General features: G+C 70.2%; 19 protein-coding genes and 1 other RNA gene. 16 read left to right on the top strand and 4 right to left on the bottom strand.

Going from position 1 to position 23,130, the window contains the following annotated elements; genetic code table 11:
* Window positions 1-6: 6 nt before the first annotated feature.
* Window positions 7-4,881, top strand: a complete 4,875-nt coding sequence (locus tag AB0J87_RS03975; RefSeq protein WP_363962520.1) for an NAD-glutamate dehydrogenase — start codon at window positions 7-9, stop codon at window positions 4,879-4,881.
* 174 nt (window positions 4,882-5,055) lie between these two features.
* On the opposite strand, the gene AB0J87_RS03980 is transcribed toward AB0J87_RS03975, so the two are convergent.
* Genes AB0J87_RS03980 through AB0J87_RS03990 form a run of 3 tightly spaced genes read right to left on the bottom strand, consistent with a single transcriptional unit; the run spans window position 5,056 to window position 6,840 of the window.
* Window positions 5,056-5,538 carry a Clp protease N-terminal domain-containing protein gene (locus tag AB0J87_RS03980; protein WP_363962521.1) on the bottom strand — a complete coding sequence of 161 codons (483 nt, stop codon included), beginning with the start codon at window positions 5,536-5,538 and terminating at the stop codon, window positions 5,056-5,058.
* Entirely contained in the window at window positions 5,535-5,765 is a 231-nt protein-coding gene (locus tag AB0J87_RS03985) for a hypothetical protein (protein WP_350728452.1), read from the bottom strand. Before AB0J87_RS03985 ends, AB0J87_RS03980 begins: the two co-directional genes overlap by 4 nt.
* Before the next feature lie 46 nt (window positions 5,766-5,811).
* The gene (locus AB0J87_RS03990) at window positions 5,812-6,840 is read right to left on the bottom strand and encodes a hypothetical protein (RefSeq protein ID WP_363962522.1); all 1,029 of its coding nucleotides are present in this window, start codon (window positions 6,838-6,840) and stop codon (window positions 5,812-5,814) included.
* A 121-nt stretch (window positions 6,841-6,961) separates the two neighbouring features.
* Between AB0J87_RS03990 and prfB the strand changes: the two genes are divergently transcribed.
* From prfB to AB0J87_RS04055, 13 genes are all read left to right on the top strand, one after another.
* On the top strand, window positions 6,962-8,080 hold the full coding sequence (gene prfB / locus AB0J87_RS03995; RefSeq protein ID WP_363962523.1) for a peptide chain release factor 2: 1,119 nt from the start codon (window positions 6,962-6,964) through the stop codon (window positions 8,078-8,080).
* Between the two features lie 391 nt (window positions 8,081-8,471).
* The gene (ftsE, locus tag AB0J87_RS04000) at window positions 8,472-9,161 is read left to right on the top strand and encodes a cell division ATP-binding protein FtsE (RefSeq protein ID WP_020541427.1); all 690 of its coding nucleotides are present in this window, start codon (window positions 8,472-8,474) and stop codon (window positions 9,159-9,161) included.
* A gap of 20 nt (window positions 9,162-9,181) precedes the next feature.
* Complete coding sequence (ftsX, locus tag AB0J87_RS04005) at window positions 9,182-10,090, top strand: permease-like cell division protein FtsX (RefSeq protein ID WP_355190861.1); 909 nt, start codon at window positions 9,182-9,184, stop codon at window positions 10,088-10,090.
* A gap of 22 nt (window positions 10,091-10,112) precedes the next feature.
* Window positions 10,113-10,580: an SsrA-binding protein SmpB gene (gene smpB / locus AB0J87_RS04010; RefSeq protein WP_350728456.1), complete on the top strand. Its 468-nt coding sequence runs from the start codon at window positions 10,113-10,115 to the stop codon at window positions 10,578-10,580.
* A 19-nt stretch (window positions 10,581-10,599) separates the two neighbouring features.
* Entirely contained in the window at window positions 10,600-12,477 is a 1,878-nt protein-coding gene (locus AB0J87_RS04015) for a penicillin-binding transpeptidase domain-containing protein (protein ID WP_363962524.1), read from the top strand.
* 289 nt (window positions 12,478-12,766) lie between these two features.
* Window positions 12,767-13,150: a transfer-messenger RNA gene (gene ssrA / locus AB0J87_RS04020) on the top strand.
* A 342-nt stretch (window positions 13,151-13,492) separates the two neighbouring features.
* Window positions 13,493-13,660: a hypothetical protein gene (locus AB0J87_RS04025; protein ID WP_355190865.1), complete on the top strand. Its 168-nt coding sequence runs from the start codon at window positions 13,493-13,495 to the stop codon at window positions 13,658-13,660.
* Window positions 13,661-13,734: 74 nt separating this feature from the next.
* Window positions 13,735-14,742, top strand: coding sequence for an MvdC/MvdD family ATP grasp protein (locus AB0J87_RS04030; protein WP_363962525.1), 1,008 nt, complete (start codon window positions 13,735-13,737; stop codon window positions 14,740-14,742).
* Window positions 14,732-15,760 (top strand): TIGR04500 family putative peptide maturation system protein, encoded by a 1,029-nt coding sequence (locus AB0J87_RS04035; RefSeq protein WP_363962526.1) that lies wholly within the window; start codon window positions 14,732-14,734, stop codon window positions 15,758-15,760. Before AB0J87_RS04030 ends, AB0J87_RS04035 begins: the two co-directional genes overlap by 11 nt.
* Window positions 15,761-15,926: 166 nt before the next feature.
* Window positions 15,927-16,763 carry a hypothetical protein gene (locus AB0J87_RS04040; protein WP_363962527.1) on the top strand — a complete coding sequence of 279 codons (837 nt, stop codon included), beginning with the start codon at window positions 15,927-15,929 and terminating at the stop codon, window positions 16,761-16,763.
* Window positions 16,760-17,365 (top strand): hypothetical protein, encoded by a 606-nt coding sequence (locus tag AB0J87_RS04045; RefSeq protein ID WP_363962528.1) that lies wholly within the window; start codon window positions 16,760-16,762, stop codon window positions 17,363-17,365. The genes AB0J87_RS04040 and AB0J87_RS04045 overlap by 4 nt, the downstream gene beginning before the upstream one ends.
* Window positions 17,366-17,515: 150 nt before the next feature.
* A complete protein-coding gene (locus tag AB0J87_RS04050) occupies window positions 17,516-18,895 on the top strand; it encodes a hypothetical protein (protein ID WP_363962529.1) in 1,380 nt (459 codons plus the stop codon).
* Window positions 18,892-20,055, top strand: a complete 1,164-nt coding sequence (locus AB0J87_RS04055) for a hypothetical protein (protein WP_363962530.1) — start codon at window positions 18,892-18,894, stop codon at window positions 20,053-20,055. The genes AB0J87_RS04050 and AB0J87_RS04055 overlap by 4 nt, the downstream gene beginning before the upstream one ends.
* Here the strand turns inward: AB0J87_RS04055 and AB0J87_RS04060 are convergent.
* Window positions 20,000-20,419 carry a hypothetical protein gene (locus AB0J87_RS04060; RefSeq protein ID WP_363962531.1) on the bottom strand — a complete coding sequence of 140 codons (420 nt, stop codon included), beginning with the start codon at window positions 20,417-20,419 and terminating at the stop codon, window positions 20,000-20,002. The genes AB0J87_RS04055 and AB0J87_RS04060 overlap by 56 nt on opposite strands.
* A gap of 99 nt (window positions 20,420-20,518) precedes the next feature.
* Between AB0J87_RS04060 and AB0J87_RS04065 the strand changes: the two genes are divergently transcribed.
* On the top strand, window positions 20,519-21,481 hold the full coding sequence (locus AB0J87_RS04065; RefSeq protein ID WP_363962532.1) for a GlxA family transcriptional regulator: 963 nt from the start codon (window positions 20,519-20,521) through the stop codon (window positions 21,479-21,481).
* A 42-nt stretch (window positions 21,482-21,523) separates the two neighbouring features.
* Window positions 21,524-23,122, top strand: a complete 1,599-nt coding sequence (locus tag AB0J87_RS04070; RefSeq protein WP_363962533.1) for a serine/threonine-protein kinase — start codon at window positions 21,524-21,526, stop codon at window positions 23,120-23,122.
* Window positions 23,123-23,130 lie beyond the last annotated feature (8 nt).

Below are 23,130 nucleotides of genomic sequence, written 5' to 3' on the forward strand. Positions count from 1 at the left end.
ACCGAAATGCCCCTCGACGAGGCCAAGGACGAGCTGCTCCAGCGAGCCGCGGAAAGTTGCGCGGCGAGCAGCGAACATGTGGGCCCCGAGGAGGCCCTGTCCTTCCTCCGGTTCTACTACCGGCACGTCGCGCCGGAGGACCTGCTCGACCGCAACCCCGTTGACGTGTACGGCCCCGCGATGTCGCAGCGGCAGCTGGCCGAGGTCCGCCCCCAGGGCCGGGCGGTCGTCCGCGCCTACACCCCCACGCTGGACGAGAACGGCTGGGACCCGGGCCACTCGGTCGTCGAGGTCGTCACGGACGACATGCCGTTCCTCGTCGACTCCGTCACGATGGAGCTCGACCGCCACGACCTGGGCATCCACCTGCTGGTCCACCCCCAGATGCGGGTGCGCCGCGACATGACGGGCCGGATGCTCGGCCGCGGCCAGGAGGACGTCACCGGCCAGATGCTGGTCGAGTCGTGGATGCACATCGAGGTCGACCGGCAGGCCGATCCCGAGGCGCTCAAGGCGCTGGAGGCCGACCTGCAGCGGGTGCTCACCGACGTGCGCCACGCGGTCGAGGACTTCAGGAAGATGCGGGCGCTGGCCGTACAGACCGCCGAGGACCTGGGCATGAGCCCGCCGCCGCTGGAGCCCGCGGAGGTCGAGGACAGCATCGACCTGCTGCGCTGGCTCGCCGACGGGCACTTCACCTTCCTGGGTTACCGCGAGTACCGGCTCGAGCACACCGACGAGGGCGAGACGCTGCGGGCGCTGCCGGGCGCGGCTCTGGGCATCCTGCGCGACGACAAGGTCGGCTCGGAAAGCTTCTCGGCGCTGCCCGCCGAGGTGCGCGCCAAGGCGCGCGAGAAGCAGCTCGTGATCACCACCAAGGCCAACTCGAGGGCCACCGTTCACCGGGCGACCTACCTCGACTACATCGGCGTCAAGATCTTTTCGCCCGAGGGCGAGGTGATCGGCGAGCGGCGCTTCCTGGGCCTGTTCACGCACGTGGCGTACAACGAGTCGATCTCCAGGATCCCCGTGCTCCGCCGGAAGCTGGCGGAGGTGCTGGACAGGGCCGGGCTGGCGCCCGACAGCCACGACGGCAAGGACCTGATCGAGATCCTCGAGACGTTCCCGCGCGACGAGCTCTTCCAGACCTCGATCGACCAGCTCCTGCCGATCGCGCTGGGCGTGCTGCGGCTGCGCGAGCGCAAGCAGGTCAAGCTCTTCCTGCGCCGCGACGACTACGGTCGCTACATCTCCTGCCTGATCTACCTGCCGCGCGACCGCTACACCACCAAGGTGCGGCTGAAGATGCAGGAGGTGCTGCTGAAGGCCCTGGGCGGCAAGTCGCTCGACTACAGCGCGATGATCGGCGAGTCGGTGCTGGCCCGGCTGCACGTGGTCGTGCGGGGCGAGCGGGGCAAGCAGCTCCCGCCGCCGAGCGTGGACGTCGAGGAGCTGGAGGCGCGGCTGGCCGCCCTGACCCGCTCCTGGGAGGACGACCTGGCCACCGAGCTGGGGCGGAGGACCGCCGAGGACGAGGCGCCCGCGCTCATCAAGCGGTACGCCTCCGCGTTCCCCGAGGGTTACAAGGCGGACTTCCCGCCCAAGGTGGCCGTCGTGGACCTGCGCCGCCTGGAGGACCTCGTGGCCGTGGGCGACGGCGCGGAGGTGGACATCAACCTCTACGAGCCGTACGACGCGGCCGAGGGGGAGCGGCGGCTCAAGATCTACAAGGTCGGCTCGCCCATCTCGCTCTCCGAGGCGCTGCCGCTGATCCAGCGGCTCGGCGTGGAGGTCGTGGACGAGCGGCCGTACGAGATCGACCGCGACAACGACCCCAACACCAAGAACGCCTGGATCTACGACTTCGGCCTGCGGTACACGCCGACGGAGGAGGTCGGCAGGGACGACTTCAAGCGGCTGTTCCAGGACGGGCTCAGCGCCCTCTGGAAGGGGCAGGTCGAGGCCGACGACCTCAACTCGCTCATCCTGAGCGCCGGGCTGACCTGGGAGCAGGTCGAGATCCTCCGGGTGTACGCCAAGTACCTGCGCCAGGCCGGGGGCACGTTCTCGCAGACCTACATGGAGCGGGTGCTGGCCGGGAACGTGCGGCTGGCGCGGCTGCTGGTGAGCTTCTTCGAGGCCAAGCTCGATCCGCGGCGCGGCGAGGACGTGCGGCTCGATCTCGCCGAGGCGCTCAACGAGGAGATCCTGGGCGCGCTCGACGAGGTGGCCTCGCTGGACGAGGACCGGATCCTGCGGGCGTACCTGGAGATGATTCAGGCGACATTGCGCACGAATTACTTCCAAAGGGTCGATGGGCACCGCAAACCGTACATATCCCTCAAATTCGACCCGCAGGCGATCAGCGTCCTGCCGCTGCCGCGGCCGAAGTACGAAATATTCGTCTATTCGCCGCGGGTCGAGGGCGTGCATCTGCGCTTCGGGAAAGTGGCGCGGGGCGGGCTGCGGTGGTCGGACCGGATGGAGGACTTCCGTACGGAGATTCTCGGCCTGGTAAAGGCGCAGATGGTGAAAAACACCGTCATCGTCCCCACTGGGTCTAAAGGCGGATTTGTCGTTAAACAGCCGCCTGTGTCCGGAACGCGGGAGGAGATGCTCGTCGAAGGCGTCGCCTGCTACCGGACGTTCATCTCCGGCCTGCTCGACGTGACCGACAACCTCGTGGACGGCAAGGTCGTGCCGCCGCCCGACGTGGTCAGGCACGACGGCGACGACACCTACCTCGTGGTCGCCGCCGACAAGGGCACCGCGACCTTCTCCGACATCGCCAACAGCGTGGCCAAGGAGTACGGCTTCTGGCTGGGCGACGCGTTCGCCTCCGGCGGCTCGATCGGCTACGACCACAAGGCCATGGGCATCACCGCCCGCGGAGCCTGGGAGTCGGTCAAGTACCACTTCCGGACCACGGGCCTGGACGTGCAGAGCACCGACTTCACGGTGGCCGGCATCGGAGACATGTCCGGCGACGTGTTCGGCAACGGCATGCTGCTGTCCCGCCACATCCGGCTGGTGGCCGCCTTCGACCACCGGCACATCTTCGTCGACCCCTCGCCCGACGCGGCCACCTCGTACGCGGAGCGGCAGCGCCTCTTCGAGCTGCCGCGCAGCTCCTGGGAGGACTACGACGCCAAGCTGATCTCGGCCGGCGGCGGCATCTTCCCCCGTACGGCCAAGTCCATCCACATCACGCCGCAGATGCGCGAGGCGCTCGGCATCCCCGCCGGGGTCACCTCCCTGGCCCCCAACGACCTGATCAGCGCCATCCTGCGGGCCCCCGTCGACCTGCTGTGGAACGGCGGCATCGGCACCTACGTCAAGGCCGGCTCCGAGTCCAACGCGGACGTGGGCGACAAGGCCAACGACGGGCTGCGGGTCAACGCCGCGGACCTGCGCTGCAAGGTCATCGGCGAGGGCGGCAACCTGGGGTTCACCCAGCTCGCCCGCATCGAGTTCGCGCTGAACGGCGGGCTGGTCAACACCGACTTCATCGACAACTCGGCGGGGGTCGACACCTCCGACCACGAGGTGAACATCAAGATCCTGCTCGACCAGGTCGTCCGCGACGGCGAGCTGACCGACAAGCAGCGCAACCAGGTCTTCACCTCGATGACCGACGAGGTCGCCGACCTGGTGCTGCGTGACAACTACGCGCAGAACGTGGTCCTCGCCGCGGCCCGCACCCAGGCCGTCGAGATGCTCCACATCCACTCCCGCTACCTGCGCCGCCTTGAACGGGACGGCCTGGTCAACCGGGAGCTGGAGTTCCTGCCCTCGGACAAGACGCTGGCCGAGCGCCGCCAGGCCAGGCTCGGCCTGACCGCGCCCGAGTTCTCCGTCCTGCTGGCCTACACCAAGCTGGTCGCCGACGCCGAGCTGCTGGGCTCCGACCTGCCCGACGACCCCTACCTGGCCTCGTGGCTGGTGTCGTACTTCCCGTCCGCGCTGCGCGAGCGCTTCCGCCCGTACATGGACGCCCACCCGCTGCGGCGCGAGATCATCACCACCTGCGTGGTGAACGAGCTGGTCAACTCCATGGGCACCACGTTCATGTACCGCTTCGGGGAGGAGACCGGGGCCTCGACCCCCGACATCGTGCGTGCCTACCTCGTGGCGCGCGAGGTGTTCGACCTGCCCAGCTTCCACCGGGCCGTGGAGGCGCTGGACAACAAGGCCGACACGGCCACCCAGATCGCCATGCTGCTGGAGGCCCGCAAGCTGGCCGAGCGCGGCACCCGCTGGCTGCTGGTCAACCGCCGCCCGCCGCTGGACCTGGCAGGGTCGGTCGCCTTCTTCGTGAAGGGCGTCAACGGCCTGCTGACCCACATCCCCAAGCTGCTGACCGGGCCCGACCTGGCCGCCTACGAGGATCGCCGCGACTCGTTCGTGGCCAGGGGGGTGCCGCTGGAGCTGGCCGAGCGGGCGGCCGCCATGGTGCCCGCGTACTCCATGCTGGACCTGGTGGAGGTGGCGTCGCTGACGGGCCGCCCGGTCGCCGAGGTGGCGGAGGTCTACTTCGACCTGGCGGACCGGCTCCAGCTGGCCCGCCTCCGGGAGCGCATCATCGCGCTGCCCCGGGACAACCGCTGGAACTCGATGGCCCGCTCCGCCCTGCGCGACGACCTCTACGCCGCGCACGCCTCGCTGACCCGCGACGTGCTGGCCCACAGCACGCCGGGGCTGCCGCCGGAGGAGCGGCTGGCCCGGTGGTCTGAGGCCAACTCGGCGGCGGTCTCCAGGGCGCGGCAGACGCTCTCGGAGATCTGGGAGAGCGACCACTTCGACCTGGCCACCCTGTCGGTCGCGCTGCGGGCGATCCGGACCCTGGTGGCGGCCAGCAACCTCCCGCACACGGAGGCGTAGCCAGGCCGCTGTGCTCACGGCGGCCCGGGCCCGGCCCGGCCGCCGTGCGTACCGCGGTCTGGGTCCGGCCCGGCCGCTGTGTCTACGGCGGCCAGGGCCTGTGCTCGGCCGTGCCCCGGTGGTGCGCCCGGAGCGCCGCGTGGCGTGGGGCGCCTTCCAGGGCGCTCCAGGGGGTCACCAGCTCCCGTCCGCCAGTACCTGCCGGAGGCGGGTCGCCAGCGCGGCCCGGTCCACCCCTGCCAGGGTGAGCGCGCGGGGCACGGTGCCGACCTCGGCCTCCAGGATCCCGAGCACCAGGTGGCCGGGCCTGAGGTCCTTCTTGCCCGTGGCGGAGGCGAAGCCGCGTTCGAGGCAGAGCCGTCCCGAGGCCCCCAGGCTCACGCGGCGGTCCGGGTCGGGGGTGGGCGCCGGGAGGCCGAACGAGGCGGCCGACACCCCGGCCGTGCCCAGGCTGTGCTCGAACTCCCGGTCCAGCGCGTCGCGGATCGCCTGGCGGTCCAGCCCTGCCGAGGTCAGGACCTCGCGGGCGGCGGTGCCCTCCTGGGCGGCGATGCCCAGGAGCAGGTGGTGCGCCTCTATCGCGGCGGACCCGTCCTGCCTGGCCTCGGTCTGGCCGTGCAGGATGACGGCCTGGATGTAGTGGTCGATCGCGCTCACTGTCGTCTCCTCAGCGTGACGCCGGCGGCGATGAGCCGCTTGACGTGCTTCTTGTGCACCGCTTGACGGGTGACTCCGAGCGCCTCGGCGACCTGCGGCCAGCTCCAGCCGGCCCGCATCGCCTGCTCGACGGCGGCGTCCTCCAGCTGATCGGCCAGGCGCCGCAGTGCGACCACGGCCGCCAGCGCGTCAGCGGGCTCCTGGGGTTCGGGAATGTCGGCCGGCATGCAAGCAACCATAGTTGCCTACCGGCGAATTAGTCAACCTAAGTTGCTACTGGCCCGAGGCGCGTGTCAGGGCGCCGTCGTGGGCGATGACGTCGGCGGCGGCCGGGGCCTTCAGAGGGGGCACCACGGTGGCGTACTGGTGCGTCTCGATCAGCTTGAGCGAGCGCCGCAGCACCGGCGTGGTGATGGCCCACTGCGCCTGCTCCGGCACGGGGATGTAGTCGTCCTCGGCCGTCTTCGTCGTCGTGGACGTCGTGCGGGTGAGTGAGTATTGGATCAATGCCCCGCCGTCCTTGGTGCGCAGCGCGTAGACGGGATAGTTGTCGGCACTGAAGATCGAGTCGTAGCTGAACCCGTCGTTCTTCGACTTCTCCCGGAGGCCGGCGATCTGCTCGGCCACGTCCGTCGTGTACGGGCCCGCCGCCAGCAGCCCCGCCGTGACCCCCGCGGACCCGGTCTCGGCCACGCTGGCGTGCACCGGACCCATGAACTGCGGGCTGATCGTGACCGACTTGTCGTCGGGCGCCACCGCGGTCGCGTAGCCGTCGGAGTCGAGCTGGATCTCCGGCACCTCCTGCCTGGGCAGGAGCTCGGCCGCGGAGCTGAGCCGCCACCGGTCGGCGGACTTGGCGAACGTCAGCAGGGTCGGGCTGCCGTCGCGCGTCACCAGCGCGCTGAACCAGGGCGCCTGCTCCGTCGGCGCGAACCTCGGCACGAACAGCTTCGGCGTCCCCCACCTGTAGCGGGGCGGCGCGAAGTCATGCGACAGGAACGCCGCCGCGGTCAGCGGCAACTGCCCGCCCGTCACGACGTCCTTCAGCTCCATGTCCAGGCGTCCCTGGAACTCGCTCGGAGCCCGCAGCGTGTCGTCGGTGGCCGTGAACTTGGAGAACTCCTCCGTGGCCTCGGCCTGAGTGACGGCCGTCATGGGGACGGAGGGCGAGGGGGACGCGGACGCCGACGAGGTCGCGGCCGCCTTGGACGGCTCGGCCGGGGCATTGCCCGTGCAGGCGGTCGCCGCGGCCAGTACGCCGGCGGCGAGCGCCAGCACCTTCCGCCGACCGTATGCACGCACCTCGCCATGTTATTCGCGACCGCGGGGCGGCGGGCCCTCCGGTGCCCGAACAGAAGCCGCCTTTTGACGACGTGGGCGGGATGGGGGGCGCAGCCCTCCGGGGGAAGTAGGCTTGGGAGACGTGGCAGGCATCGATCCGGCAGAAGAGATCAACGAGCTCGCGGGCACGCTCCGCAGCATCCAGGACGTGCTCGACCTCGACGCGATGCGCAAGCAGATCGAGGAGCTGGAGCAGCAGGTTGCCGCACCGGACCTGTGGGACGACCCCGACCAGGCGCAGAAGGTCACCAGCAAGCTCTCGCACCTCCAGGGTGAGCTCAACCGCGTCGAGGGCGTCGCGCGCCGCCTCGACGATCTCAACGTCCTCTACGAGCTGGCGGCCGAGGAGGGCGACGACGACACGCGCGCCGAGGCCGACAAGGAGCTTGAGACGCTCAAGTCCGACATCGGGGCTCTAGAGGTGCGCACGCTGCTCTCGGGCGAGTACGACGCCCGCGAGGCGCTCGTCACGATCAACTCCCAGGCGGGCGGGGTCGACGCCGCCGACTGGGCCGAGATGCTGCTGCGCATGTATCTGCGCTGGGCCGAGCGCAAGGGCTACTCGACCGAGGTCTACGACACCTCCTACGCGGAGGAGGCCGGCATCAAGTCGGCCACGTTCACGATCAAGGCTCCCTACGCGTACGGCACGCTCCGTGGCGAGCACGGCACCCACCGGCTGGTCCGCATCAGCCCGTTCGACAACCAGGGCCGCAGGCAGACCTCGTTCGCCGGGGTCGACGTCGTGCCGGTCGTCGAGCAGACCGACCACATCGACATCAACGAGGACGAGATCCGCGTCGACGTCTACCGGTCGAGCGGCCCGGGCGGCCAGGGGGTCAACACGACCGACTCGGCGGTGCGCATCACGCACCTCCCGAGCGGCATCGTCGTCTCCTGCCAGAACGAGCGCTCGCAGCTCCAGAACCGCGCCACCGCCATGAACGTCCTGCAGGCCAAGCTGCTGGAGCGTAAGCGGCAGGAGGAGGCGGAGAAGATGTCGGAGCTGCGCGGCGCCACCACGACGTCCTGGGGCACGCAGATCCGCAACTACGTGCTGCACCCGTACCAGATCGTGAAGGATCTACGTACGGCCACCGAGGCGGGCAACCCGTCGGCCGTGCTCGACGGCGACCTCGATGAGTTCATCGAGTCCGAGATCCGCTGGATGCGCCGCCAGGAGTCGGGGACCGCCGACTAGAGCCCGCTCAGGTGCTTGAGCACCAGGCTCACGAAGAGCAGGACGACCAGCAGCAGGGCGATCAGAGCGGGTGACAGCCCGGCGAAGCCGTGCTGGTGCATCCGCTCCCTGCTGGCTCGGCAGGTGGGGCAGCGTCCCTCGATCACAGGGTGGGCGCACTGCGCGCATACGAGGTGTTCACAACTCATGACAGCCCCAAGTCTAGCCGCACAATCGTTTTGTTTCCGTTATGGACTTTCCATGCCAGTCTTCCCCCTAGACTGTCGTCTGGCCAATCGGAACGTCGATCAACAGTAAAGACCGCGTAACCCGATCGGCCGGTGGCGGGAAGTGGGCATGTGCCACCCTCGCTTCCGTCCTGACCCCTAGACTGGCATGCCGTGATGCTCTCGTGATCCATTTCGATAATGTCACCAAGGTCTACGCGAACCAGAACCGGCCCGCCCTCGACCACGTGTCCGTAGACGTGGACAAGGGCGAGTTCGTGTTCCTCGTCGGTCCCTCGGGATCAGGCAAGTCCACGTTCCTGCGTCTGGTCCTCAAGGAGGAGCGGCCCAACTCCGGTGCGATCCATGTCGCCGGCAAGGACCTGGCCCGCCTCTCCAACTTCAAGGTGCCGCACCTGCGCCGCCGCATCGGCTGCGTGTTCCAGGACTTCAGGCTGCTCCCGAACAAGAACGTCTACGAAAACGTGGCGTTCGCCCTCGAGGTCATCGGAAAGCCCCGGCGGTTCATCCGCAAGGTGGTGCCCGAGGTCATCGAGCTGGTCGGCCTGGAAGGCAAGGCCCACCGCATGCCCGACGAGCTGTCCGGCGGCGAGCAGCAGCGCGTCGCCATGGCCCGCGCGTTCGTCAACCGGCCGATGATCCTGCTGGCCGACGAGCCCACGGGCAACATCGACCCCGCGACGAGCATCGGCATCATGAAGGTGCTCGACCGCATCAACAGGACTGGCACCACGGTCGTCATGGCCACGCACGACGCGGCCATCGTCGACTCCATGCGTAAGCGCGTGGTGGAGCTGGAGGACGGCAAGATCGTCCGTGACCAGTCGCGTGGCGTGTACGGCCAGGCGTACTGACAGGGAGCTGCAGACAGAACATGCGGGCGAATTTCATCTTCTCCGAGGTCTGGATCGGCCTCCGTCGCAACCTGACCATGACGATCGCGGTGGTGATCACCGTGGCGGTCGGCATGGCGATGCTGGGCGTCGGCTTGATGATCAACGCCCAGGTCGGCATGATGAAGGGCTACTGGGACGACAAGGTCGAGGTCTCGGTCTTCTTGTGCACCAAGGGCTCGGCCATGGAGTCCTGCAAGGGCAAGGAGGTCTCCAACGCCCAGAAGGAGGCCCTCAACACCCTGATCAAGGGCACCCCCGGGGTCAAGGAGGTGTTCTTCGAGGACCAGTCGGCGGCGTACCAGAACTTCCAGAAGCTGTACGCGACCAACAAGGCCCTGGTGAGCACCGCCAAGGTCGAGGACATGCCGCAGTCGTTCCGTATCAAGGTGGCAGACCCCAACAACTACAAGGCCGTCGTGCAGGCCCTTCAGGGGCAGCCGGGCGTGTCGCAGGTGCTGGACCAGGCCCAGTTGGTCGGTCCGTTCTTCGAGATGCTCGACAAGCTCGCGTTCTACGCGCTCGCGGTGGCCATCATCCTGGTGCTGGCGGCGGCGCTGCTGATCGGCAACACGGTACGGCTCTCGGCGTTCAACCGGCGTAGAGAAACGGGCATCATGCGCCTGGTCGGCGCGTCCAATCTCTACATCCAGCTCCCGTTCGTCATGGAAGGCGTCATCGCCGGCCTGATCGGCGGGGTGTTCGCGGCGGTCATCCTGATCGTCACGAAGGTCTTCCTCTTCGAGGAGCTCGGGCGCTACCTGGGCGACGCCACCGCGCAGCTGGGCTGGAACGATGTGGCCCAGACCATCACCATCACCATGGTCATCGGTGTGGTCATCTGTGTGCTGGCATCGTTCGTGACGCTCCGCCGCTACCTGAGGGTCTAGGGATCGCCGGTAAAGTCGAAGCATGCCACGTGAGACCGGGCGTAAGGTCATCGCCCAGAACAAGCGTGCCAGGCACGACTACCTCCTCGAGGACACGTTCGAGGCGGGGCTCGTGCTCCAGGGCACCGAGGTGAAGTCGCTGCGTGAGGGCCGCGCCTCGCTCGTCGACGGCTACGCCAGCATCGACGGCGACGAAGCGTGGCTGCTCAACGTCCACATCCCCGAATACTCCCAGGGGACGTGGACCAACCACGCCGCCCGCCGCAAGCGCAAGCTGCTGCTGCACCGCAAGGAGATCGACAAGCTCGCCGCCAAGACGAAGGAGGGCGGGCTCACGATCGTGCCGCTGACGCTCTACTTCAAGGACGGCAGGGCCAAGGTCGAGATCGCGCTCGCCCGGGGCAAGAAAGACTGGGACAAGCGGCAGTCGCTGGCGGAGCAGCAGGCGAAGCGGGAGATGGCCCGGGCCCTGCGGCACCGCAACCGATGAGACGGCGGCACCGCACCCCATGACACGCGCTCGCCGCATCCTCTCCGCGGCCGCCACCCTGGCGGTCGCGAGCACGACCCTGACCGGCTGCTTCGAGGAGCCCTCACCGCACGACGCGGTGCGGGACTTCCTCGTGGGCTGGCAGTCGGGCGACTACGAGCTCGCCGCCGGCCGCACCGACGGCGATCAGGCCATCGTGCGCAAGACGCTGTCCGACGCCAAGCTGGAGCTCGACGCGGCCTCCTTCCGTTTCAAGATCAAGAGCCTCAGCATGACGGGCGAGGAGGCGAAGGCCGACTTCCGCGCCGAGGTCGACCTGGGGGAGAACAACCCCCTCTGGGAGTACGACGGGCTGCTCCCGCTCCACCTCGTGGACGGCACCTGGAAGGTGCGCTGGTCGCCTTCGGTGCTGCATCCACAGCTCAAGGAGGGGCAGCGGTTCGCCGTCGACACCGACCCGAGGCCGCGCAAGCCGATCGTCGACCGCACGGGCGAGCCGCTGCAGGGCAACACCGTGTTCTACAGCGCGGGTGTCTACCCGGCCAAGCTCGGCGACAAGGCGGAAGAGGTTGCCGCCAAGCTGTCCAAGATCACCGACTACGCGCAGGACCGCCTGCTGAGCCGCATCAGGTCGTCGCCGCCCGACAAGTTCGTGCCGCTGGTCACGTTCGGCCGCTCGCGTTACCAGACGATGCAGTCGAAGCTCGACGCCATCGACGGGATCGAGACCGTGCAGCAGGATCAGCCGGTCAACCCCGAGCCGCCGCAGCAGATCGTCGGCAGCGTCAGCGCGCTCACCCCCGAGACCGAGCAGAAGCTCGGCGGGCCCGAGCGGGCCGGTGACTCGGTCGGCAGGAGCGGCCTCCAGCAGGCCTACCAGGACTACCTGACCGGTTCGACGCAGACCAAGGTGATCACGCTCGACCTGAAGACCGGCAAGCAGGTCGCCCTGCTGAAGGAGTGGCGGGGCCGGGAGAACGTCTCGGTGAAGACCACCATCGACCGGTCCGTCCAGGCGGCGGCCGAGCAGGCGCTGGGCGACACGGAGGCCAGCCTGCTGGTGGCGGTGCAGCGCGACACCGGTCAGATCCTCGCGGTCGGGTCCCAGGGCGAGCTGACCCGGCAGAAGGACCTGAACCAGGAGATGGGCGCGCTGGCCGGCCGCTTCCCCGCGGGCACGGCGTTCTCGATCGTGGCCGCGAACGCGCTGCTCAAGAAGGACGTCAGCCCGAAGCTACGGCTGGCCTGCCCGGACGAGCGCACGGTCGGCGGCGCCAAGTTCGTGCAGGCCGCGGAGTCCACCGGGGTCACGCCCTCGGCCACCTTCCAGGAAAACTTCGCCAAGGGCTGCGTCACCGCGCTGGCCTCGCTGGCCCGCCGCGTCACGGCCGACGACCTGTCCGGGAGCGCCAAGGCGTTCGGCGTGGGCCAGCCGTGGCGGCTGCCGCTCAAGTCGTTCAGCGGCGCGCTGCCGCAGCTGGCCGGCGACGCCGACAAGGCCAAGGCCATCGCGGGCCAGAACGTCGAGGTCAGCCCGCTCGGCATGGCGCTGGTGGCCGCCGCGGTCGCCTCGGGCACCTGGCGCCCGCCGGTGCTGGTCACCGACCCCAGGTCACCCGACCCGACGGTGGAGGCCGCGCAGGCTCCGCAGCCCGCCCCCGTACCCGTCGACCCCAAGGTCCTCGCGACGCTGAAGCGGATGATGGCGGCCGGGGCGACCGGCACGCCCGCCCAGGCGGGCAAGGGCAGGGTCTACGGCGTGACGGCCACGGCAGGCAACCAGCTGAAGTGGTTCGTGGGCTGGCAGGGGGACGTGGCGGTCGCCGTACTGGCGCGTAACCACGACGCCGGAGCGGTCGCGGGCAGCTTCTTCTCGGCCCTTCGGAACTCTTCGTGAAATTGTCGTCACTCTGAGCAACCATTCGAGGGTCCGGCTGCGTCTTACTGAGTGACTGGACCCGCTCGGGGGGTTGCGGATCCAGTCGCCGTGATGAGATCAGGACTTCATCTCGGGGGAAGTCCTGCCGTCCGGACCGGCTCGACCCTGCCGGTCGGCCCCCGGGAGCGCGAGCCGCTGAGCCGCGCTCCCGGGGGTTTCGTCATGGGGAATCAAGTTGGCGTTGGGGGCGTTGTTCCCTGTAGATTCTTGTTGCTCACCTCTTCGGAGGTGTGTTGACAACTGCACAGGGGGTGACTGGCTTCGACTTCGACTTTGCAAGCCAGGTGAAGCGGGCCGAGGACTGCGGACATAACCTCGTTAATCCTGTGACCGCAAACAACAAGTGCCAATTCTAAGCGCACTGTGGCTGCCCAGGATTCCCTGGGCCTCGCTGCCTAAGTAGCGAAACCACTGTCAGCCCGGGAGTGCCTTCGGCCCGGTGTCTGGCATCGTTAGAAGGCTCAACCGCTCGACCCGGCCACGGGGGAGAGCGGGAAATCAAACAGTGGCTGGGCCCGTCGGCGACTCGCCTGCGTGATCGCCGGGGCCGAGAAAAGCACAGCAGGCTGCGCCCGGAGAAGCCCTGACTTGGGGTTGAAGGACGCGGGTTCGATTCCCGCCACCTCCACACCATCAGACCGCCTCTGATCTGCCGAGACCTCGGCAGGCAGGGGCGGTTTTCTGTGTTCAGGGGCCCCAACGTCCTCAGGGGCCTCAAGGTCCTCAAGGTCCTCAAGGCGGCAAGGGCGCCACAGGCCCCTGGACCCGAGGTGTGAGCAGGGGGTTCAGGGGCGCGCAGGGCCCAAAGAGGCTCAAGGGGCTTTTGGTAGGACGCTTGATGCCGCTTGGAGACGGGCGTCGCGGGTGCCGGGGCTGCCGGTACAAGTGGCCCCAGGCCATTCCCAAGGTGCGAGCGCCAAGCTCCTGCACCGGGCCGTAGATCGCGGCCTTCTGTAACCAGATGGGATGTTTGATGAGCAACCTGCTCAAGATCGAGGATCTGCCCGCCGGGGTCTCCGAACTCGTCGGTGAGGAGCTCGAGGTCGTCGCGGGCATGCCCATGGCGGACATGAAGCCCGGCTCGGGCTACACCTGCAGCTCCACGTGGGGCAACCCGAGCGCCGACTGCGTGAATCGCTGATGGTTGCGGCGGGGAGCCGGCAATCACCGGGTGCCGGTTCCCCGCCGCGTGAACAGCTGAAGGAGCATCCGACCGTGTTATTGATCATCAGCAGCCCGCGCGACGACTCGGTGCACACCGTGCGCCCGAAGCTGGAGGAGCGCGGCGTGCCGCTGCTGTGGTGGGACGAGGCCGAGTACCCCGGGTCCTCCACCCTCACCACCGCCTTTCTCGACGGCTGGTGGCGGCAGACGCTGACGTTTCAGGGCGAGACGTACGATCTGTCGAAGGTCACCGCGGTCTGGGACCGCCGCCCCGGCAAGGTGGCCGCACCCGCCGTGCGAGAGCCGTCGCAGCGGGCGTTCGCCGAGCACGTGGCCAGGATCGCGCTCGCGGGCGCGTACAACCTGATGGCAGGGGCGCGGTGGATGCCGGCGCCGCCGCCGCACGTCGCAGCGGTGGACAACAAGCTCCTGCACCTGTACCGGGCCACCGAGCTGGGGTTCACCGTGGCCGACACCCTCGTGACGAACGATCCGGAGGCGCTGGCGCAGCTGTGGAACCGGGCCGGCGGCCGGGTCATCACCAAGACGCTCGACTACCGGCCGTTCTTCGTGGACGGCGAGGACCGTCACCTCTTCACGACGGTGGTGCCGAGGCGGCGGCTCGCCGGGCGGCACCGGCTGCGGTACGGGCCCGCGATGCTGCAGCCCAATGTGCCCAAAGCCTACGAGCTGCGGGTGACGGTCGTCGGCGAGCGGGTGTTCGCCGCGAGCATCGACTCCCAGGCGTCACGGATGACCGAGGTCGACTGGCGGCACCTCGAGGATCCCAAGACCCGCTATTCCGCCTACGACCTGCCGCGGAACGTCGCCGACGGCTGCGTACGCCTGGTCGCGGGGCTCGGCCTGAGCTTCGCCGCCCTGGACTTCATCGTGACCCCGGACGGCCGGTACGTCTTCCTGGAGCTCAACGTCAACGGCCAATGGGCCTTCGTCGAGATGCTCACCGGCCTGCCCATCAGCGACGCCATCGCCGACTGGCTCGCCGACGCCACCGCCACCGCCCGTCCCCGCATCGAGGAAGCCGCCGATGTCCGCTGATTCGTTCGCCATGGATCTCTTCGACGCGGTCGTGCTGCTGCGCGACCTGCCGGCCTCCCAGGAGGAGGTGGGCGACGCGCGGCGGCGCGTCGGGGACTGGGGCGCGAAGCGGCCGCACCTGCGTGTCCAGCTCGCGGTCGACGAGCCGCCGGGCACCACCAGGGCGGGCTACGACCTGCTCCTGGAGCACCCCGAGGGAGGCACCGTCGCGCTGTCGGCCGAGGTGGACGACGGCATCCCCTGGCTGGTGGACCACTCCACCCATTGGGCGGCGTCGTGCGTCCTCAGCGTCGACGGCAAGGGGCTGCCGGTGGCGGCCGCGCTGTCCACGATCCGCGCGCTCGGCGCCCGGGACCGGCAGCTGCACGAGCGGCTGGTGGACCACCGGATCCTGCTCAGCGAGCTGGAGAACGACATGCGGCCGGTGACTCCGGAGGAGGCGCGGCGGGCCGCCGACGAGTTCCGGCGACGGCGCGGGCTCACCGGTCGTGCGCAGACCCTGCGGTGGCTGGCCGAGACGGGCATGTCGGAGGACGCCTTCTGGAGCCACGTCAGAACGCAGGGCCTGATCGCCCGCGTCCGCGAGCGCTTCGCCGGTGAGCCGGCCCGTCGCCGTCTGGCCGAGCACCCGGAGGAGTTCACGGTGCGGCATGCGGTGTGGGTGATCGGGCCGGACGCCGATGAGCTGGGCGCCCTGCTGGACGGGCCGGTGCCGGGTTTCCACGCGCGGGCGATGGCCGCGCTGCCCGGGAGCCCGGCATCCGGACGGCGCGGGATGCGGTTGCAGGCCGCCGTCGCGCTCACCCCGGAGCTGCCCGAGCCCCTGCGGGCGCTGCCCGAACAGACCTCGGCCGGGCCCGTTCCGTACGACGGCGGCTATCTGGCGGGGGTCGTCCACGAGGTCGTCCCGCCCGATCCCGAGGCTCCCGAGGTGCTGGAGGCGGCGCGGGACGCGGCGTTCCAGGCGTGGCTGGACGAGCGGCGGCGCACGTCGGAGGTCCGGTGGTTCTGGTTGTGAGAAGGCGCCCGCGGAGCGCCGGCGCTCACCGTCGCTGACAACATTTGGTACCGCTGACACCGCAGACCGTAACCAACGCGTGTTTTACATGTGCTTAGGTGGGTCTCTGACATTTTGCGTGCCGGAGTGAGGGTAAAGGGTGTCAAGGTACGGCTGGCGTCACTCGGTGTTCGCGCCTGTGGTGGGTGTGGTGTTCTCCGCGCTGCTGATGGCGGCCGGAATGGTGGAGGCTCTGCTGGTGTCCGTGGGCGCGACCACGGCCCCCGTGGCAGCGGAGCTTGTGGTCACGCTGATCATCGCGGTGTTCCTGACCGCGGTGCTCAGGATCGTCAGGGCCGTTCCGGACATCCGGCGTGAGAACGCCGCGACGGCTCGGGCCGTGTCGAACGTCCAGGCGGTGAAGCCGACGGACGACACGCTGGTGGCGCGGCGGCTCAAGCTGTTCAGGGAGGCGGCCGAGGCAGGGAACGACTGCGAGGCGGTGCTGAGCGCGCGGTCCGCGCTGGACGAGAGCGAGATGGCCAACAAGCACCATCTCGACCACGCGCTCATCTGGGCGCTGCCGGTCTTCGGGTTCATCGGCACCGCGCTGACGATGGGCGCGATGGTCAACTCGTTCTCGAACGCCCTGGACCGCGAGGGCGACCCAGGGGTGCTGATCGCCGCGCTCAAGCAGCACGTGCTGCCCGAGCTGGCCTCCGCGTTCGGCGTCACGCTGATCGCGCTGTTCCTGAGCGTGCTGTCGTTCAGCGCGATGGCCCTGGTCGAGCGGGGCGAGCGGGCCAACGTGGTGGCCGCCGACGAGGTGTTCCTGATCTACATCGCGCGGCTGCCCGCCAAGCAGGCGGCCCCCGCGATGCACGGGCTCACCCAGGAGCTGGCCCAGTCCAGAGGCCGGACCGAGGAGCTCGTCAAGGGCCTGGACGCGCTGCGTACGGCGGTGGAGCGGCTGAGCGCGGCCGAGAGCCGCCCGCAGAAGTACACGCTGGTGAGGGAGCCGTGAGGCGGCGGCCCGCCCGATCGTTCGCCCCGCCGCTCGATCTGCGCTTCATCGACCTGTTCATGGCCATCGTCCTGGCGCTGTCGTTCGTCGCGATCATGCTGACCGTCGTGGCGCGGATGCTCCCGACGGACACCCCCGCGACTCCTCCGCGCCAGGAGAGGAGCGTCGCCCAGCTGAAGAAGCAGCTCGACGCTGCCGTGGAGGCCAAGCGGAAGGCCGAGACGGAGCTGCGTACCACGCAGCGGCAGATCGCCGACCAGACCGCCTTCGCGCTGCCCTGGTGGCTGATCGGGTTCTGCGCCCTGCTCGGCGTGCTCGCCGTCTTCATGGGCTGGCGGATCCGGCTGTGGAACAAGGGGAATCTGCCGCGCCTGCGAAGCTGGCTGCTGGTCACCCTGGTGGTGGCCGTGGTCACGGCGGTGATCAGGTCGCTGAGCGACGGCGACGGCTATCTGCTGCTCGCCGAGATCCCCTGGTGGGCCGCCGACGCACTCTGTCTCGGGCTGATGCTGGTCTCGTACGTGCTGATCTCCGTCATCCGGGAGAACCACACCACGCTCGGCGAGATCAAGGCCCGCTCGGCGGGCACCGAGGCCCGGTAAATACCGTCGCATCGGTGCGAAAGGCCCGGTAAGGTCCGGACCAGACTGGCCGCGGGACTCAGGTACGACTTCCGGAACCCGCCTGTACAGCGATGCTTCGCAGCTCGTGCCCCCATTCCCCGGCCAGTCCGCCGACCCCCGGGGGAGCCCATGGAGACCTACGCCGACCTGATCGAGTGCGAGGACGTCCTGATCTTCGCGAACGCGGCCATCACCTCCACCGGCCAGCGCGAGTTCCACGGCACGGCCGGCGAGCAGCGGCTCTCCCTCGACTTCCTGCACCGCTACGTCCAGGGCAACTATCCCGACCTGTACGCAGCCGCGCTGGCGCTCGACATCAACGACCACAACGCCGCCCTGATCATCGCCAACCTGCTGAGCGGGCGCGCGGGCGACGGCCGGCTGATCGCCTGGCGGCTGGAACGGATGAGCCCGCCGAGGGTCTACCGGCTCTTCCGGCGCCTGCGCCGCGACGGCGTCAACAACCGGCGCACCAGGGCCGTCGTCCGCGACTGGCTCACCGGCCGCCCCGACCTGGCCTTCGACGCGGTCAAGTACCGCGCGCAGGTGAAGTCGGCGGTGCGCCACGCCCACCTGCGACTGCCGGGAGAGCTGGGCGACTTCCTGTTCGCGCCGTTCAGCCGGGCCCGCTACGAGACGCCCGTCCTGGAGGCGTGGCGCCGCGCGCACTTCGACAAGAGCGCCCTGTACGACCTCCCGTACACGGTCGCCGAGGGCTTCGCCGCCCGCCACGGCATCGGCAGGGAGATCTTCCTGGAGCGCATCGCGCCCCGGCTGACCAGGCTGGAGCGCCTGCGGCTGACAGAGTCCGCGAGCCGGGACAAGGTGGACACCGAGGCGGACCTGGCCGCGATGCCGCTGGTCAGGCTGGCCTCGTACATCCTGTCGCTGCGTGCCGACGTGCGCGCGAGCCGTCGCGCCGAGCTGGTGGGCGCGCTGCGGGCGGCGGCGGCCCGCGTGGCCGGGGCGCGGGCGGGCACGTGGGGGAGCGTCGCGGCGGTGCTGGACGACAGCTTCTCCTCGTTCGGCTCGCCGGTGAAGCGCCGCCGGCCGCTGGCGGTCGCGCTGGCCTGCCACTACCTGCTGGAGGCCCTGGCCGGCGACTACCGCGGCCTGTGGCTGTCGCGCCGGACCGACCCGCTCCAGGTGCGGCCGTACGGGCCGACGCCGCTGGGGCAGCGGATCCTCGACGCGCTCGAACACCGGCCCGGCCTGCTCGTCATCGTCTCCGACGGCTGGGACAACGCGCCGCCGGGGCTGGCGGGCGAGGTGCTGCGCGTGTGGCGGCGCAAGCTCGATCCCGGAGGCGAGGTGGGCATCGTGCACGTCAACCCGGTCTACGACGCCGACCGGTTCGACGTGCGGCGGCTGTCGCCCATGGTGCCGACGGCCGGCATCCGCGACGCCGAGGACCTGCCCGCGCTGGTGGAGCTGGCCCGGTTCGCGGAGGGGCGCACCGGGCTCGGGGAGCTGAGGACGTACCTGGAAGATCGGGCGGCACGGCGATGATGGATCTCACGGGGCTGGACACGCGGCCCGCGCAGACCTGGGGAGGGCTGCGGCTGGTGCCGCTCGTGCGCCGCGAGCCCGTCGAGGACCTGCGGCTGCACGCCAAGGTGTACGGCGACGAGCTGTCCATGGTCCACCTGCCGGACAAGACCCTCTACACGGCGTACGTCCCGCACGCCTTCGTCGCGTCGTGGACCGGCGACGGGACCCCGGCGGCGGCCTACGGCACGCAGCTCGGGCAGCCGCTGCGCCACATGTGCATCAGGACCAGGCGCAGGATGGCCCGGCGGGTGGACAAGAACCGGCTCCGGTTCCTGCCGCTGCACCTGGCCGTGGAGGGATACCTCGCGCTGCACTTCGGCGGCCCCGTGGTCGCGTGGGAGGAGTGGTCGCGGCAGGCGCTCGTCCACGGGCTGTCCCCCCGCTCCGAGGAGGCCTACGCCGGGGCGGAGGTGCGCGGGCTGGAGGACGCGCTCAAGATCTTCGAGATCTACCCCGGGCAGTGCGGGCTGCTGCTGTACGCCGGTGACACGCTGGCCAGCGCTTTCGTGGTGCCGCACCCGGAGGACTACCGGGCGCTGCACCCGACGCTGGTCCGCGACATGTACGGCGAGCTGATCCACGACTATGCCCTGTTCTACCCCGCCAGGGACTTTCCCGCGGTGATCGACGAGAGCGCGGTCGCCTCGCTGGCCGACCTGCGGGCCGAGGCCGTACGTGCCGAGCGGGACTGGGCCGGCTTCCACGACTCGGTGATGGCAGCGGGCCTCCTCCGCGCCCCCGCGCGGGTGGAGGAGGTCTACCGGATGGGCGGGTTCACGCTGAGCCGGTTCCTGCCCGCGTTCGAGCGGAAGAGCGAGAACCACATCGGCGAGATGATCAACGACGCGGACGGGCGGACGGCCTACCTGAAGACGTTCAGGCTGTCGGAGGCCCAGGTCAGGCGTGGCCACCTGCTGAGCACGCTGGCCGAGCACGACTGGAGCCTGCCCGCCGCCGCGGAGAGCCTGCGGGTGAGCGCCGCCGAGCTGGGGCTGCGGCTGGAGCGGGCCGGGTTCGGGCACCTGCTGCGGCAGGACGTCCTGGACGGCTACCGCAAGGCGCTCAGTGAGCGCAGCCGGCGTACTCGTCGAGCCGGCGCAGCATCGCCGCCAGCATGAGCGGGAGCATCGCCACGTGCGCCGCCGTCATCATCGTCCCGGCGTCGACGGCGCCCAGCCAGAGCAAGGGGAACAGCGGCACCACCGGGACGAACATCGCGGCGCACATCTCCAGCGTCGAGGCCCAGCCGTGCCCGCGGATCCGCATCCACGCGGCCATGCCGATCGACATGTCCACCGCCATGACCAGGTACGCGAGCTCGGGCTGCTGCTCGTGGGAGAAGCCGATCCCCAGGGCGGACTGCAGCATGCCGAGGGCCAGCATGCCGACGAACATGCCGACGAACATGGCGACGATCATCTCGACATAGTGAAGGGCGAACCTGCCCCAGCGGCGGCCGGTGCCGGTGTTTGTCGTTGTCATGCCACGACTGTTGCCGGAGGGCCGCCGCGTGCCAAGGGAGGTGGGCCGGGGAGGTCCGGAAACTTGGGCTCTCTGTCCTTCGGCCCTACAGTCATGGCCATGGAGGTACGACGGGTCGTCGTCGTGGCGTACGAGGCGGTGGGGTTACTCGACGTCGCCTGCGTCACCTCGACGCTGGAGGAGGCCAACTGGCACGGCGCGGCGCCCTGCTACGAGGTACGCGTGGCCACGCCGGGCGGGCACCCCGTCACCTGCGGCACCGGGCTGACCGTCCAGGCCCAGCTGGCGCTGGAGCGGATCCACGGGCCGCTCGACACACTGGTGGTGTCCGGCGGGGTCGGCCACGACGACGCCGCGGCCAGCCCGCTGATCGTCGGCCACGTCCGCAGGCTGGCCCGCGAGAGCCGCCGCGTCGCCTCCGTCTGCACGGGCGCGTACGTGCTCGCCGCCGCGGGGCTGCTCGACGGGCGGCGCGCCACCACGCACTGGCAGCTGGCGCACGACCTGGCGGCCCGGCATCCCGCGGTGGCCGTGGACGCCGACCCGATCTTCATCCGCGACGGCAACGTCGCCACGTCCGCCGGCGTCACCGCCGCCCTCGACCTCACGCTCGCCTTCGTGGCGGAGGACAACGGCCCCGAGCTGGCCCGCACGGTGGCCCGCAACCTGGTCACCTACCTGCAGCGGCCCGGCGACCAGGCGCAGATGAGCATGTTCGTCAGCGCGCCCGTCCCCGCGAACAACCTGGTCAGGCGGACCATCGAGTACATCGCCGCGCACCTGCGCGAGGACCTCACCACGGCCGCGCTGGCGAACGAGGCGGGGGTGAGCGAGCGGCACCTCACCCGGCTCTTCCTCCAGCACCTGCAGCTGACGCCCGGGCGATATGTCCGGCAGGCCCGCACCGAGGCCGCCGCGCACCTGCTGGCGTCCACGTCGCTGCCGATGGCGTCCGTGGCCGTGCGGTGCGGCTTCGGGACGGCGGAGACGCTGCGGCAGGCGTTCGTCGACCGGTACGGGATCCCGCCGTCGCGTTACCGGCTGACCCAGGCGGCCGGGTGACCCGATCCAGGGAAATGTCGGGAGCTGGCTAGTCTGTCTGCGATGAACGAGGTCATTGGCGGGTACACGCTGCGGCGCCTGCTCGGGCGCGGCGGCATGGGCGAGGTGCATCTCGCCTCGACACCCACCGGCGGCCTGGCGGCGCTCAAGGTCATCCATCCGGCGCTGGCCCGCGATCCGGCGTTCAGGCGGCGCTTCGAGCGGGAGGTCGCGGCGGCCCGCCGGGTGGCCAGGTTCTGCACCGCGCCCGTGCTGGACGCGGGGATCGACGGCGATATCGCCTACCTCGTCACCGAATACGTCAAGGGGCCCGACCTGGCGCAGGCCGTGAACGAGCAGGGGCCGCTGTCCGGCGGGAACCTGGAGGCGCTCGCGGTGGGCATCGCCACCGCGCTGAGCGCCATCCACGGGGCCGGGGTGATCCACCGCGACCTCAAGCCGTCGAACGTGCTCCTCTCGCCGCTCGGGCCCCGGGTGATCGACTTCGGCATCGCCCAGCTCGTGGAGCACGACAGCCTGGTCAGCCAGGCGATACTCGGGACGCCCGCGTTCATGGCGCCCGAGCAGGTGCGCGGGGAGCCGCTGACGCCCGCGGCCGACGTGTTCGCGTGGGGCGGGGTGATCGCGTTCGCGGGGACGGGGCGGCTGCCGTTCGGGGGCGGGGCGCCCGCGGAGGTGCTGTACCGGATCACGCAGGAAGGGCCCAGGCTGGACGGGCTCGACGAGGGGATCAGGCAGGTCGTGGAGCGGGCGCTGGCCAAGGATCCGCGCCTGCGGCCGACGGCCCAGCGGCTGCTGGCCGACCTGGTCGGTGGCACCCGCCTGGCCACGGCCACCGAAAGGGTCGAGCGCACCTGGACGGGCACCACGACGGCCGACGTGCGGCCCGGACCCGACGTGCGGCCCGGACCCGACCTGCGACCCGCGTCCGGTATGCCGCCCCCGCCCGCGATGTCGCCCGCTCCGCCTGTGTCTGCGTCTGTGCCTGGGACGAAGCCGAAGCGGAGGCGGTGGCCGTGGGTCGCGGGGGCCACCGGGCTCGTGCTCGCCGTCGTCGCCGCCGCCGTGACCGTCCCAGCGCTGTCGCAGGAGAGCTGGCCGTACGAGGCCGACTTCGGCGACTCCTGGGCGATCGGCGCGTCGGAGGGCGGGAGCGCGCGGCAGGCGGGCTCCGGCTACGAGCTGACCGTCAAGCCGGGCTGGCGGCTGTGGAAGTCGGCCCCCAGGCAGGAGCCGGAGGGCGACGTGGTCGTCAGCGCGAAGGCCACCCTTGAGGAGGGGAGCGGGGAGTACGGTGTGTGGTGCCACGGCTCGGCGCGCTCCGGCGATCGTTACGAGTTCGGGGTGAGCGGCTCGGGCAAGGTCACGATCGTCAAGCGCCGCACGGGCACCCGGGGCACGACCCTGTACGGCCCGGCGGACGCGCAGGGCGCGACCGTCAACCGCGTCGTTGCGGAGTGCGGCGAGAGCGGGGGCAAGGTGACGCTGCGCATGTGGCTGAACGAACGCCTGGTCGCGCAGGCGACCGACTCCGACGCGCCCTACGGCCCCGGCGAGTCCGGCGTCCACGCCGCCTCCGGCGCCACCGGGTCCGCACGCGTCCGCTTCGACTCCTTCGCGCTCAGGCCGGCGGGCACGTGATGCTGAGA

Origin of the sequence: Nonomuraea sp. NPDC049625 (genome assembly GCF_040675285.1) — a bacterium.
GTDB classification, from domain to species: Bacteria; Actinomycetota; Actinomycetes; order Streptosporangiales; family Streptosporangiaceae; genus Nonomuraea; species Nonomuraea angiospora_A.